The following is a 12092-nucleotide window of genomic DNA, read 5'->3' as shown; positions in this document are numbered from 1 at the left end:
GCCGGGCGTCGGCGCGGAGCCTGGTGTCGGATCGGGGGCATGACCGACCGTGAGAGCGGGGGCATGACCGGCCGTGACCACGCCGCTTCCTGTCAGGGCCCGTACGGTGGCGAGACCGACCCCGGGGGCTGCGGCGATCCGGCCCGCTTCGAGGTCGCCCGGCATCTGCGGGCGCCGCTTCGGGTGTGCCCGGTACATCTTGGGCCGTCCCTGCTGCTGGCGGACGGGGTGCTGTGGCCGCCGGGGATCTCCCTGATCCGCTGAGGACGCGGGCCGCCGGAGTGGTTCACTTGGGTGACTCGGCCGGATCGGACCGGTCCCGAGGACGGGGAAGGAAGCCGTACGGTGCCTGGACGATCCGACGCGATGGCGGAGCGCTTCGAGCTGGACCGCCCCCGGCTGCGGGCGGTCGCCTACCGGATCCTCGGCTCCCTCGGCGAGGCCGACGACGCTCTGCAGGACGCGTGGCTGCGCGCCGACCGTGCGGACACCTCCGGGGTGGAGAACCCGTCCGGCTGGCTCACCACGGTCGTGGCCCGGGTCTGCCTGAACATGCTCCGCGCCCGGGACACGCGCCGTGAGGAGTCCCTGGACGACGGGACGGAGCGTGGACCGGCCGCCGTCGCCCCGGTGTCGGGCGGGCCCGCCGCCGACCCGGCCGAGGAGGCGCTGCTCGCCGACGAGGTCGGCGTCGCGCTGCTGATCGTCCTGGACACCCTGGGACCGGCCGAGCGGCTCGCGTTCGTCCTGCACGACATGTTCGACGTGCCCTTCGACGACATCGCCGCGATGCTCGACAAGACGTCCGCGGCCACCCGCCAGCTGGCCAGCCGCGCCCGCCGCCGGATCAGGGGCGTGCCCGCGCCCGATGCCGACCTGCCCCGCAGGCGCCGCGCGGTCGACGCGTATCTGGCGGCCACGCGCGGCGGCGACTTCGACGCGCTGGTCTCCCTGCTCCACCCGGACGTCGTCCTGCGCGCCGACGCGGCGGTCGTTCCGACGCCCGAGCCCATCTCCGTCGCCGGCGTGGAGCAGGTGGCCAGGGGCGCGATGGCCTCGATGGGCCGGGCCAGGTCCGCGGGTGTCGTCCTGGTCGACGGCCGGGTGGGCATGGCGATGGCCGAGCACGGCCGGCTGCGCGTGGTGCTCCGCTTCGCCTTCGCGGACGACGGTCTCATCACCGGCATCGACGTGATCGCGGAACCGAACCAGCTGAACAATCTGGTCATTTCGGGCATAAGCTGAGGCTGTACACGCCGCGTCGACAGAAGAAGGTGAGTGCGATGCGCGTGCTGCTCAAGGCCACGCTGGACACGGAGAAGTCGAACGAACTCGTCCGCAGCGGCAAGATGGCGGACCTGATGCGGGAGACGCTCGACCACATCAAGCCGGAGGCCGCCTACTTCGGCGCCCTCGGCGGTCGGCGGACGGCCCTGCTGGTCCTCGACATGCAGGACAGCTCGGAGATGCCCCGGCTCGGTGAGCCTTTCCTCATGGAGATGAACGCCGAGGTCGAGGTCTGCCCGATCATGAACGGCGAGGACCTCGCGAAGGGCCTCTCCCAGCTGCGCTGACCGGCACCGGGTCAACTGAAGACGATCATCGAACCCTGCGCCAGGCTCCGCGTGGCCGCCGCGTGCAGGCCCAGCCACACATGACGCTCGCGGGCGAAGGGGCTGGAGTCGTACGGCGCGGGCACGGCCGGCTCCTCCAGCTCCGTCGGGGCGAGCGGCGGCTGCGGGGGTGCCGGGGGGTTGGCCGGATCGATGCCCAGGGCCGGGGCGACGGCCTCCAGTTCCCGCAGGAGAGTGTGCGAGGAGCCCAACGGGCCGCCGCCAGCGAGGAGTTCGTCGCTGGAGAGCGGGTGCGGGAAGTCGACGGGGACATAGGCGCCCGCGTGGTCGTAGTGCCAGACCAGGTGCGACTGCTGGGCCGTCGTCTCGAACATCTCCAGCAACTGCTCGTAGTCGCCGCCGAGTTCGTCCACCGGCGTCACCGGCAGCCCGCACACCTGGAGCAGGTACGCCCGGCGCAGGAAGTGCAGCGCGTCGTAGTCGAAACCGGCCACCGGGGCGACCTCGCCGGAGAGTCCCGGCATGTACTGGTACACCGGCACCGGCGGCAGCCCCGCCTCGGCCAGCACCTTGTCGTATTGCGCGAGTTCCTCGGCGAACGGGTTGTCCGGCGTGTGGCACAAGACGTCGACGAGCGGTACCAGCCACAGGTCACAGGCCAAAAGAGGGCTCCTCACACAGCACGGCGATCAAGCACGATGGTCAGGCTCGGTGGTCAGGAAGCGTAGTCGGTGCGCGTTGCGTGCAGTTCCCATACCCATCTGGCGCCGGACCACGACACGCGCGACGTTGGTCATCCCCGGCTGGCCCCGGTCATCGCCGGGCGAGCCGCTCGATGAGGGCGAGGGAGTGGGTGTTGTACGCCTCGACGAGCGACCGCGCCCCCGCGGCGTCGCGGCGGGCGAGGGCGTCGACCAGTTCGGTGTGCCCGGACCACAGCGCGCCGCGCAGGTCACTGAGCCTGCGCAGGTGCTGCACCGTGCACACCCAACTCTGCACGCGCAGCCGGTGCAGGAAGTCGGAGAGGTAGGGGTTGCCGAACAGGACGGCCAGCTCGCGCCAGTACCGCAGGTCGTAGCCGATGAGGATGGTCAGGTCACCGGCCGCGGCGGCGCGCTGTGCCTCCTCGCCGCGCCGGCGGACCCCGGCGAGGGCGGCGGCGATCCGCGGGTCGTGGGGGTCCGGGCCGCCGCGGCTGCCGTCGACGAGGACGAGGAACATCCCGTCGGTGACTAGGCTGCGGGCCTCGATCATGCCCCGGAAGTCGTCGACCGAGTACTCGTGCACGCGGAAGCCGCGATGGTGGTCGGCGTCGAGGAGCCCCTGCGCGGAGAGGTCGACCAGGGCCTCGCGCACCGGCGTCGCGGAGACCCCGTACTGCTCGGCGATCTCCTTGACCGTGAATTCCTGCCCCGGCTGGAGCCGCCCGGCCAGCACCTCGTCGCGGAGCGCGTCGGCGATCTGCTGCCGAAGGGTGCTGCGGGTGACGGGACCGGTGCCGCTGGGGCCGGGCATGGTCGGGCGGTCTCCTTGTCGCGTGCGGGGGAGGGGGCGTACTCGCACACATGTCTACCGTGTACGAGCACGCCACCTTACGCGCTCGGATCCCTTTCCTGCCCGTATGCGGGCAGGGCCCCGCTCGGGGCCTTACTCGGTGTACTCGTCCGCCACGGACAGTGCCGTGTCCAGGGCCGCCAGGCCCTCCTTCAGCTCCGCCTCGGAGACGTTGCACGGCGGCACGACGTGGGTGCGGTTCATGTTCACGAACGGCCACACGCCGTGGGCCTTGGCGGAGGCGGCGAACGCGGACATCGGTGTGGCCGCCTGCCCGGTCGCGTTGTACGGCACCAGCGGCTCCCGGGTCTCCCGGTTCTTCACCAGCTCCAGCGCCCAGAACATGCCGACGCCGCGGACGTCGCCCACGCTCGGGTGGCGCTCGGCCAGCTCCCGCAGCGCGGGCTCCACGACCTCGGCGCCGAGCCGGGCGGCGTGCTCGACGATGCCCTCCTCCTCCATCACGTTGACGGTGGCGACGGCGGCGGCGCAGGCCAGGGGGTGGCCGGAGTAGGTCAGCCCGCCCGGGTAGGGCCGCTCGGCGAAGGTCTCCGCGATCTTCCCGGAGATCGCGACGCCGCCCAGCGGCACGTAGCCCGAGTTCACGCCCTTGGCGAAGGTCAGCAGGTCGGGCACGACGTCGTAGAGGTCCGCCGCGAACCACGTACCGGTCCGCCCGAAGCCGGCCATGACCTCGTCGAGGACGAAGACGATCCCGTACTTGTCGCAGATCTCGCGGACCCCGGCCAGGTAACCGGCCGGCGGCATCATGATCCCCGCCGTGCCCGGGATCGTCTCCAGGATGATCGCGGCGACGGTCCCCGGACCCTCGAAGGCGATCGTCGTCTCCAGGTGCTCCAGCGCCCGCGCGCACTCCTGCTCCTCGGTCTCGGCGTAGAAGCGCGAGCGGTAGAGGAACGGCGCCCAGAAGTGCACGACACCGGCCGAGCCGCTGTCCGAGGCCCAGCGGCGCGGGTCGCCGGTGAGGTTGATCGCCTGCTGGGTGCCGCCGTGGTACGAGCGGTACGCCGACAGCACCTTCGACCGCCCGGTGTGCAGCCGCGCCATGCGCACGGCGTGCTCCACGGCGTCCGCGCCGCCGTTGGTGAAGAAGATCTTGTCCAGGTCGCCGGGCGTCCGCTCGGCGATCAGCCGCGCGGCCTCCGAGCGCGCCTCGACGGCGAACGCGGGCGCGAAGGTCGTCATCTTCGCCGCCTGCTCCTGGATCGCGGCGACGACCTTGGGGTGCTGGTAGCCGATGTTGGTGTAGACGAGCCCGCTGGCGAGGTCGAGGTAGCGCTTGCCTTCGTAGTCCCAGAAGTACGACCCCTCGGCGCCGGCGACGGCGAGCGGGTCGATGAGCTCCTGTGCGGACCAGGAGTGGAAGACGTGCGCGCGGTCTGCGGCCTTCACGGCGGCGCCGGCCTGGGGATTGGGCTGAGGGGTCATGCGGCCGAGGGTAGATGTCCGCGATGCGGAAACGGAATCGGCGTCCTGTCTGTGGTCGGGGGCTTTCCACGACAGGTTGTCGACGCGGCGCACACCCCACTCCATTGACAGCATGTTGTCGTCATGACAGTCTTCTGTCATATGGATCTCGCGCAACCGCTGGAGAAGTCATGAACGGCACCGCGAACGGCACCCGCAAGCCCGTCCATCTCGCCGTGTACGACACCCTGGCCGACTGGGAGACCGGCCACGCGACGGCCCACCTCGCCCGCACCGGGTACCAGGTCCGCACCGTCGGCCCCACCACCGCGCCCGTCACGAGCATCGGCGGCCTGCGCATCCAGCCCGACCTGGCCCTGGCCGACGTACGCCCCGAGGGCAGCTCCCTGCTGATCCTCCCGGGCGCCGACCTCTGGGACACCACGGACGACCTCGCCCCCTTCGCCCGCACCGCCCGTGCCTTCCTGGACGCCGGCGTGCCGGTCGCCGCCATCTGCGGCGCCACCGCCGGACTGGCCCGCGAGGGCCTGCTCGACGACCGCGCGCACACCAGCGCCGTCTCCTTCTACCTGGCGGCGACCGGCTACGCGGGCGGCGAGCGGTATGTGGAGGCCGACGCGGTCACCGACCGCGGCCTGATCACCGCCGGCCCCACCGAGCCGGTCGCCTTCGCCCGCGAGATCCTCGGCCTGCTCGGGGCGTACGAGGGCGAGGTGCTGGACGCCTGGTACCGGCTGTTCCACGACTCCGACCCGGAGGCGTACGCCGTGCTGGAGAAGGCGGGCGCCGCGTGAGCGGCCGGGAGCGGCAGGACCTGCTCAGCGGCGCCGCGCTCGGCGTCTTCCGGCTCAACGGCCAGTTCCTCGCGGTCGCCGAGGAACTGGCCCGCCCCGCCGGACTCACCGCCGCCCGGTGGCAGGTGCTCGGCGCGGTGCTGCGCGAGCCGCTGCCCGTCTCTGGCGTCGCGCGGGCGATGGGCATCACCCGGCAGAGCGTGCAGCGCATCGCCGACCTGCTGGTGGAGCGCGGCCTCGCCGAGTACCGGCCCAACCCGGCCCACCGCCGCGCCAAGCTCCTCGCGCCGACGGACGCGGGCTTCGCCGCCGTCTCCCGCATCGGCCCCGGCCACGCCGCCTACGCCGACCGGCTGGCGGAGGCGTACGGGTCCGAGGCGGAGCTGGCGGAGGCGGTGGCGGCCCTCGAACGACTGTCGAAGGCGCTGGCCGGGCTCGGCGGGCCGTCCACCGCGGACGACCCGGCTGTTACGGAACCGTAGAACCGGACCGGCTCACCGCGCGGCCGCCCCGCACTATCCTCGGTCTGTTGCTCACGTGGGTTCACGTGCGGGGGAAGGCGGCGCGACATGGAGAAGCTCGGGGGCGGGGACCCGATGGGGGTCCCCCCAGGCGTTCAGCACTGGGGGAGGATCGGCGGTTACCGGCTGCTGGGGCGGCTCGGGACGGGCGGTATGGGCCACGTCTACCTGGCCCGCTCGGACCGCGGACGCACGGTCGCCGTCAAGCTGGTGCGCGAGGAACTGGCCGCGCAGGAGGAGTTCCGGGAGCGGTTCCGGCAGGAGGTCGAGTCCGCGCGCCGGGTCGGCGGGTACTGGACGGCGCCCGTACTGGACGCCGACACCGAGGCCGCCGTGCCGTGGGTCGCCACCGGGTACGTCGCCGGCCCCAGCCTCCAACAGGTCGTGGGGCACGACCACGGCGCCCTGCCCGAGCGTTCGGTACGCACGCTGGCGGCCGGTCTCGCCCACGCGCTCCAGGACATCCACGCCGCCGGGATCATCCACCGCGACCTCAAGCCGTCCAACGTCCTCGTCACCATCGACGGCCCCCGCGTCATCGACTTCGGCATCGCGCGCGCCCTGCAGACGATGACCGACGCCGGGCTCACCCGCACCGGCGCGCTGGTCGGCTCGCCCGGTTTCATGGCGCCCGAGCAGGTGCGCGGCGACCGCATCACGCCCGCCTGCGACGTCTTCTGCCTCGGTTCCGTCGTCGCCTACGCCGCCACCGGCGAGCTGCCCTTCGGCACCGCCAACAGCGGCGTGCACGCGCTGATGTTCCGCATCGCGCAGGAGGAACCCGATCTGGACGGCGTGCCCGAGAGCATCGCCGACCTCGTACGCGACTGCCTGAAGAAGGACCCCGCCGCACGCCCCGCCCTCGCCGAGGTCCTGGAGCGCACGGGAGCACAGGACACGGTCGCCGACGGCCGCTCCCGCGACCCCTGGCTGCCCAGCGCGCTGGTGGCGCAGCTGGGCCGGCACGCGGTACGGCTGCTGGACACGGAGAACCCGGAGCACCCGGAGGCGCCGGGAGCGGCCGGGGCCGCCGCGGTGACCGCCCCGGAGCCGGACGCGCCGTCCCCGTCCCCGGACCCGTCCCCCTCCTCGTCGCCGGATCGGGAGCCGGCCGCCGCGACGCCGGACGGTCCGCCGCCACCGCGCGAGCCGGGCAGCGGCGGCGCCCCGCTGGACCACCTCCCCACACTGGTCGCGGGCCAGAGCCCGCCGACGCCCCCGCCCGTCCACGGCCACCCTCAGCAGCCCCAGCCCCAGCCCCAGCCCTCCGCTCACGGTTACGCCCCGGCCTACGGCGCGCCGCCCGGGTACCACCCGTACGGCCCGTACGGCGGCGGTCTCGGCTCGACCCCGCCCTACGGGCCCCCGCCGTACGGCCCGCCGCAGGCACCGCCCCGAAGAGGCCGCTCCACCGCCCTGCTGATCGTGGTCGCCCTGGTCGTCGCGCTGGGCGCCGGAGGCTCGGTCTACGCCCTGATGAGCGGGGACGACGGCAACAACCGGGCCGGCGACGACCCCACGACCGCCGCGACGGCCGGCGCACCCCGGGACCCGGACCCCAGCACGGACGGCTCGGCTCCGACGACCGAGGCAGGCCAGCCGACCACGCCCACGTCGTCGACGCCCCAGAACGGCACGATCCCGACGGCGTACCTGGGCACGTGGGCCACGACCATCGACAACGCCTCCGGCGTCCACACCAGGCGGCTGACCATCCAGCAGGGCGACGTGGGCGACACGGTCCTGTCGCTCGCCGCGGACGGCCCCGCGGGCAACGGCACCTACCACTGCGTCTTCGAGGCCGACCTGAGCAACGCCCCGGACTCCGACGGCCCGCTGAACCTCGGTCCCTCCAAGGTGACGGTGGGCCCCGCCGCCACCTGCACCCCGGGCGAACCCACCCAGGTCACCCTCCTGCCGAACGGCACCCTGGAACGCACCAACACCAGCAACGGCGAAACGCTGACGTACCGACGTCAGTAGCGCGGCTGCCAGTAGCGCGGCGGCGAGACGCCGGAGCGGTCACCGCGGCTCCGGCGGCCGCTGCCGAGGCATGTTCGGCCGAGCCCCGTTCGCCGGTGCCGAGAACCGGCCCGACACTCCCACCGCCCCCGCTTCGGACCGTGCCCCGCCCGCGGACACCGCCTGCAACCCCAGCGGCGCCGAGCCGGTCCGGAAATCCACCATCCAGTCCGCCGTCTCCGTCCGGACCAGCTCCGTCACGTCCTCCGTGAACCGCCGCAGCACCAGCAGACACCGCTCGGCCGCCTCGCTCGCCGTCCCGTCCGCCGGCCCCAGCACCTCCCGCACGCTCTCCGACGCCCAGTCGAACTGGAGCACCTGCAGCCGCCGCTGCACTGCCTGCGCCGTGGCAACGTCCCGCATCCACCCGGACGTGACCCCGAAATACCGGTCCCCGGCCACGCACGCCACCCCGAACAGCAGCGCCAGATACCCCCAGGGAGCGACCCCGCCCACCACCCCGGACATGTCCAGCAGCGGCAGCGCCGCCCCGGCGACCGCCCCCACCGCCGCCCCGCCCCGCAGCATCATGGCGCCCCGTCGCTTCCACACCCGGTCCGTCAGATACCAGGCCGCCGTGTCCAGCGCGCCCCGCTCCACCCACCGGTACAGCTCGTCCAGGCGCTCCGCGGGCAGCGCCCAGTCCCCGAGCGGAAACGCCCGCCCGGTGAGGTCGCCCGGTCGTGGCCCGGCCGCCCCCTCACCGCCCCGCCCGTCGTGCGGCGGCCCCTCGGGCTGCATCTCCGGCTGACCCACCCGGCACTCCCTACTGCTCACCGTCCGTGAAGACCCTGAAGACCCTGAAGACCTGAAGACCTGAAGACCTCATGCGCCGGCACCCTTCCTACCGCCCAATGGGTGGCGGAGCCTGGGGTTCCGCCGCTTTTCCGCCCGGAAGGGGGTGTTGATCAGGTATAGGGCCCCCTCGGCATCACCCGAAAGAGTGCTGGAGCGAGGGCCGCGCGGACCACGTAGGCTCGTGCCGAACGGCAAAAACCCGCGGTGACCCCGCGGCGACAGCGGCGACAGGAGCTGAACGTGATCCCCGGTGGTGGCCAGCCCAACATGCAGCAGCTGCTTCAGCAGGCCCAGAAGATGCAGCAGGATCTCGCCCAGGCCCAGGAGGAACTGGCGAGGACCGAGGTCGACGGGCAGGCGGGCGGAGGCCTGGTGAAGGCCACCGTCACCGGCTCCGGCGAGCTGCGCGGCCTCGTGATCGACCCGAAGGCGGTGGACCCGGAGGACACCGAGACCCTGGCCGATCTGGTCGTGGCCGCGGTCCAGGCGGCCAACGAGAACGCGCAAGCCCTCCAGCAGCAGAAGCTCGGCCCGCTCGCCCAGGGCATGGGCGGCGGCAGCGGTATCCCCGGCCTGCCTTTCTGAGTCCGCGTCCCCCGTTCGGCTTTCTCAGACCGGCCCGAGCCCTCTACCGTACGTAGTGCAGGAACATCAGGAAGGACGGCAGTCCGTTGTACGAAGGCGTGGTCCAGGACCTCATCGACGAACTCGGGCGGCTGCCCGGCGTCGGTCCCAAGAGCGCGCAGCGGATCGCCTTCCACATCCTCCAGGCGGAACCGACCGACGTACGGCGGCTCGCCCAGGCCCTCATGGAAGTGAAGGCCAAAGTCCGCTTCTGCGCGACCTGCGGGAACGTCGCGCAGGAGGAGCAGTGCAACATCTGCCGCGACACCCGGCGCGACCCCTCCGTCATCTGCGTGGTGGAGGAACCGAAGGACGTCGTGGCCATCGAGCGCACCCGCGAGTTCCGCGGGCGCTACCACGTGCTCGGCGGCGCGATCAGCCCGATCGACGGGGTCGGCCCCGACGACCTCCGCATCCGTGAACTGCTCGCCCGCCTCGCGGACGGCACCGTCACGGAACTGATCCTGGCCACGGACCCGAATCTGGAGGGCGAGGCCACGGCCACGTACCTCGCCCGCATGATCAAGCCCATGGGCCTCAAGGTCACCCGCCTGGCCAGCGGCCTCCCGGTGGGCGGCGACCTGGAATACGCGGACGAGGTGACCCTCGGCCGCGCCTTCGAGGGGAGACGACTCCTAGATGTCTGACGCCACGCTGCACGCGACCAACCAGAACCCCGACGACTTCGCCGTCCAGATCGCCGACCAGATCGAGAGCTTCCTGGTCGCCGTCACCGAGGTGGCGAAGGGCGACGAGCCGGACTCCGCCGTCCCCTTCCTCCTTCTGGAGGTCTCCCAGCTCATGCTGGCCGGCGGCCGCCTGGGCGCCCACGAGGACATCGTCCCCGACGAACGCTACGAGCCCGACCCGGGCCCGGAACTCGACGTGGACGAACTCCGCGAGAACCTCGCCCGCATCCTCGACCCGATCGACGTCTACTCCGAGGTCTTCGACCCCTACGAACCGCGCAAGGCCCCGGTCCCGGCCCGCATCTCCGACGACCTCACCGACGTCATCACCGACCTGCGCCACGGCATGGTCCACTACCGCGCGGGCCGTACCACGGAGGCCCTGTGGTGGTGGCAGTTCTCCTACTTCTCCAACTGGGGCTCCACGGCCTCCGCGACCCTGCGCGCCCTCCAGTCGGTCGTCGCCCACGTCCGCCTGAACCAGCCCCTGGAGGAGCTGGACGGCCTCGACACCGACCAGGGCCTCGGCGACGACACCCTGGAGACGGAGGCCGGCCGGGTCATGGTGGAGGAGATCGCGGGCCCGCTGGGTCTGCGCCCGGTCAAGTGACGGCACCGAGCAGCGCCCCCGCGTCGACGTAGGGCGCGGTCGCCGTGGGCGCGCTGTACCAGCGCAGCGGCCAGGTGTTCCCCTCCAGCGCCGGAATGCCGACGTAGGTGACGGTCCGGGTCCCGCCGCTGTGCCGCTGTACGCCGAGCGGCCAGTCGTACGCGGCGACCTCCCCGGGCGCCAGCAGGAAGTACACCCACCGCCCACCGCCCGCCTCGCACACGATCGGCCCCGCGTCGTCGCCCGACGCCTCGACGAGCCAGTCGGCGACCAGCTCCCCCCGGATGCCGTCGATCCGTACGGCGTCGAAGTGCACGCCCGCGAGGTGCAGTTGGTGGCCGGCGAGCGGGACCCAGGAGGGTCGGTGAATTGTTTCCGTCATGGTCACACGCTGGCGTGCGCGACGCTACGCTCGGTAGCGACTGACGTGATACACGCCGGGGTGTATCCATCGGAGGTGCATGCTGTGTCCCAGTCGCCTGTCATGTGGCGCTTCAGTGGCAACCAGATGAAACGCTGGCGCACCAAGGCCAACATCAGTCGTGAGCAGCTTGCGGCTGCTTCGAACTACTCCCCGGACACCATCAAGGCGATGGAACAGGGAGCGCGCATGCCGACGCCCCGAGTCCTCGACGTGGCAGACGAGTTGTGTCGCGCGGAGGGGTTACTGAGTGCGGCGAAGGACTACTTGAGCCGAGAGAAGTTCCCGGCAAGGGCCCAGGAGTTCATGGAGCGGGAGAGGGAGGCGATCAGCCTCTGGTGGTACGAGGACACCCTGGTCCCGGGCTTGTTGCAGACGGAGAAGTACGCGCGCACGCTGATTGAGCACCGCAATCCACCGCTGGACGAGGAGACCATCGAGGAGCGGATCGCGGCTCGCATGGAGCGGCAGGCGATCCTGACGGAGCGCAAGCCGCCGGTCGGCTTGAGTTTCGTCCTGTACGAAGCGGTGCTGCGAAGCCCACTGGTGGACGACGAGCAACTGAACCGTCTCCTGGAGGCCTCGCTGCTTCGGAACGTCGCGTTGCAGGTACTCACGTTCGAGCGAGCCATTCCGGCTGGGCTCCTGGGGTCCACGGTGCTCCTGGAAACACAGGCGTACGAACGGTTCGCCTTCTCTGAAGGGCCCATCGCCAGCGAGCTGTCGGCCAATCCAGGGGTTGTCAACCGTGTGTCGGAGCGGCTTAGCATGATGCGCACCGAGGCTCTCAGCCCTGTTGAGTCGGCCCGCTTCATCAATGGGATGGTGAATCAGCCGTGAGTGACCAGTTGAAGTGGTCCAAGTCCAGCTATAGCGACGACGAAGGCGGCGCCTGCGTCGAAGTCGCCCTCGCCCCCACCATCCACATCCGCGACTCCAAGACGGCCCCCGGCGCCCCCGAACTCCAGGTCTCCGCCCCGGCCTGGTCGGCCTTCATCGCCGCAGTTCAGCCCGGAGCTTGAGCCCCGGGATTCGA

16 protein-coding genes are annotated in these 12092 nt (G+C 71.9%); 11 read left to right on the top strand and 5 right to left on the bottom strand.

Features of this window, described 5'->3' with window-relative positions; translation table 11 throughout:
- Positions 1 to 39: 39 nt before the first annotated feature.
- The 3 genes from RI578_RS18810 to RI578_RS18800 all read left to right on the top strand — a co-directional run bounded on the left by RI578_RS18810 (position 40) and on the right by RI578_RS18800 (position 1574).
- On the top strand, positions 40 to 264 hold the full coding sequence (locus tag RI578_RS18810) for a hypothetical protein (RefSeq protein ID WP_383558673.1): 225 nt from the start codon (positions 40 to 42) through the stop codon (positions 262 to 264).
- An 81-nt stretch (positions 265 to 345) separates the two neighbouring features.
- The gene (locus RI578_RS18805) at positions 346 to 1245 is read left to right on the top strand and encodes a sigma-70 family RNA polymerase sigma factor (RefSeq protein WP_310872152.1); all 900 of its coding nucleotides are present in this window, start codon (positions 346 to 348) and stop codon (positions 1243 to 1245) included.
- A 38-nt stretch (positions 1246 to 1283) separates the two neighbouring features.
- Positions 1284 to 1574, top strand: coding sequence for a hypothetical protein (locus RI578_RS18800; protein WP_310872151.1), 291 nt, complete (start codon positions 1284 to 1286; stop codon positions 1572 to 1574).
- Between the two features lie 11 nt (positions 1575 to 1585).
- Here the strand turns inward: RI578_RS18800 and RI578_RS18795 are convergent, their stop codons facing one another.
- The 3 genes from RI578_RS18795 to RI578_RS18785 all read right to left on the bottom strand — a co-directional run bounded on the left by RI578_RS18795 (position 1586) and on the right by RI578_RS18785 (position 4577).
- Entirely contained in the window at positions 1586 to 2236 is a 651-nt protein-coding gene (locus tag RI578_RS18795; protein ID WP_310872150.1) for a hypothetical protein, read from the bottom strand.
- Positions 2237 to 2387: 151 nt separating this feature from the next.
- Positions 2388 to 3089: a GntR family transcriptional regulator gene (locus tag RI578_RS18790; protein WP_310872149.1), complete on the bottom strand. Its 702-nt coding sequence runs from the start codon at positions 3087 to 3089 to the stop codon at positions 2388 to 2390.
- A gap of 132 nt (positions 3090 to 3221) precedes the next feature.
- Positions 3222 to 4577 (bottom strand): aspartate aminotransferase family protein, encoded by a 1356-nt coding sequence (locus RI578_RS18785; protein WP_310872148.1) that lies wholly within the window; start codon positions 4575 to 4577, stop codon positions 3222 to 3224.
- A 170-nt stretch (positions 4578 to 4747) separates the two neighbouring features.
- Between RI578_RS18785 and RI578_RS18780 the strand changes: the two genes are divergently transcribed.
- From RI578_RS18780 to RI578_RS18770, 3 genes are all read left to right on the top strand, one after another.
- Complete coding sequence (locus RI578_RS18780; protein WP_310872147.1) at positions 4748 to 5371, top strand: type 1 glutamine amidotransferase family protein; 624 nt, start codon at positions 4748 to 4750, stop codon at positions 5369 to 5371.
- Positions 5368 to 5853, top strand: a complete 486-nt coding sequence (locus RI578_RS18775) for a MarR family transcriptional regulator (protein ID WP_310872146.1) — start codon at positions 5368 to 5370, stop codon at positions 5851 to 5853. The genes RI578_RS18780 and RI578_RS18775 overlap by 4 nt, the downstream gene beginning before the upstream one ends.
- Positions 5854 to 5940: 87 nt before the next feature.
- The gene (locus RI578_RS18770) at positions 5941 to 7875 is read left to right on the top strand and encodes a protein kinase domain-containing protein (protein WP_399060639.1); all 1935 of its coding nucleotides are present in this window, start codon (positions 5941 to 5943) and stop codon (positions 7873 to 7875) included.
- Positions 7876 to 7914: 39 nt separating this feature from the next.
- Here RI578_RS18770 and RI578_RS18765 read toward each other — a convergent pair whose 3' ends face one another.
- Positions 7915 to 8670 carry an SLATT domain-containing protein gene (locus RI578_RS18765; RefSeq protein ID WP_310872145.1) on the bottom strand — a complete coding sequence of 252 codons (756 nt, stop codon included), beginning with the start codon at positions 8668 to 8670 and terminating at the stop codon, positions 7915 to 7917.
- A 282-nt stretch (positions 8671 to 8952) separates the two neighbouring features.
- Between RI578_RS18765 and RI578_RS18760 the strand changes: the two genes are divergently transcribed.
- From RI578_RS18760 to RI578_RS18750, 3 genes are all read left to right on the top strand, one after another.
- Positions 8953 to 9297, top strand: a complete 345-nt coding sequence (locus RI578_RS18760) for a YbaB/EbfC family nucleoid-associated protein (protein WP_121748203.1) — start codon at positions 8953 to 8955, stop codon at positions 9295 to 9297.
- 86 nt (positions 9298 to 9383) lie between these two features.
- Positions 9384 to 9983: a recombination mediator RecR gene (recR, locus tag RI578_RS18755; protein WP_007451877.1), complete on the top strand. Its 600-nt coding sequence runs from the start codon at positions 9384 to 9386 to the stop codon at positions 9981 to 9983.
- Entirely contained in the window at positions 9976 to 10635 is a 660-nt protein-coding gene (locus RI578_RS18750; RefSeq protein WP_310872144.1) for a DUF5063 domain-containing protein, read from the top strand. Before recR ends, RI578_RS18750 begins: the two co-directional genes overlap by 8 nt.
- Here RI578_RS18750 and RI578_RS18745 read toward each other — a convergent pair.
- On the bottom strand, positions 10628 to 11017 hold the full coding sequence (locus RI578_RS18745; RefSeq protein ID WP_310872143.1) for a hypothetical protein: 390 nt from the start codon (positions 11015 to 11017) through the stop codon (positions 10628 to 10630). The two genes, RI578_RS18750 and RI578_RS18745, sit on opposite strands and share 8 nt — an antisense overlap.
- 102 nt (positions 11018 to 11119) lie before the next feature.
- On the opposite strand from RI578_RS18745, the gene RI578_RS18740 reads away from it, so the two are divergent.
- Positions 11120 to 11896, top strand: coding sequence for a helix-turn-helix transcriptional regulator (locus tag RI578_RS18740; RefSeq protein WP_310875806.1), 777 nt, complete (start codon positions 11120 to 11122; stop codon positions 11894 to 11896).
- Positions 11893 to 12078 (top strand): DUF397 domain-containing protein, encoded by a 186-nt coding sequence (locus RI578_RS18735; RefSeq protein ID WP_310872142.1) that lies wholly within the window; start codon positions 11893 to 11895, stop codon positions 12076 to 12078. Before RI578_RS18740 ends, RI578_RS18735 begins: the two co-directional genes overlap by 4 nt.
- The last annotated feature ends 14 nt before the right edge of the window (positions 12079 to 12092 follow it).

Origin of the sequence: Streptomyces sp. BB1-1-1 (assembly GCF_031597775.1) — a bacterium.
GTDB classification, from domain to species: Bacteria; Actinomycetota; Actinomycetes; order Streptomycetales; family Streptomycetaceae; genus Streptomyces; species Streptomyces thinghirensis.
Note: the sequence above shows the minus strand (reverse complement) of the source record. Positions and strands in the feature narration are given on the sequence as shown.

Excerpts from the sequence above, each read along its gene's own strand:
- RI578_RS18810 (WP_383558673.1), top strand. The coding sequence starts at position 40 with ATGACCGACCGTGAGAGCGGGGGCATGACCGGCCGTGACCACGCCGCT.
- RI578_RS18800 (WP_310872151.1), top strand. The coding sequence starts at position 1,284 with ATGCGCGTGCTGCTCAAGGCCACGCTGGACACGGAGAAGTCGAACGAA.
- RI578_RS18790 (WP_310872149.1), bottom strand. The coding sequence starts at position 3,089 with ATGCCCGGCCCCAGCGGCACCGGTCCCGTCACCCGCAGCACCCTTCGG.
- RI578_RS18785 (WP_310872148.1), bottom strand. The coding sequence starts at position 4,577 with ATGACCCCTCAGCCCAATCCCCAGGCCGGCGCCGCCGTGAAGGCCGCA.
- RI578_RS18780 (WP_310872147.1), top strand. The coding sequence starts at position 4,748 with ATGAACGGCACCGCGAACGGCACCCGCAAGCCCGTCCATCTCGCCGTG.
- RI578_RS18770 (WP_399060639.1), top strand. The coding sequence starts at position 5,941 with ATGGAGAAGCTCGGGGGCGGGGACCCGATGGGGGTCCCCCCAGGCGTT.
- RI578_RS18750 (WP_310872144.1), top strand. The coding sequence starts at position 9,976 with ATGTCTGACGCCACGCTGCACGCGACCAACCAGAACCCCGACGACTTC.
- RI578_RS18745 (WP_310872143.1), bottom strand. The coding sequence starts at position 11,017 with ATGACGGAAACAATTCACCGACCCTCCTGGGTCCCGCTCGCCGGCCAC.
- RI578_RS18740 (WP_310875806.1), top strand. The coding sequence starts at position 11,120 with ATGTGGCGCTTCAGTGGCAACCAGATGAAACGCTGGCGCACCAAGGCC.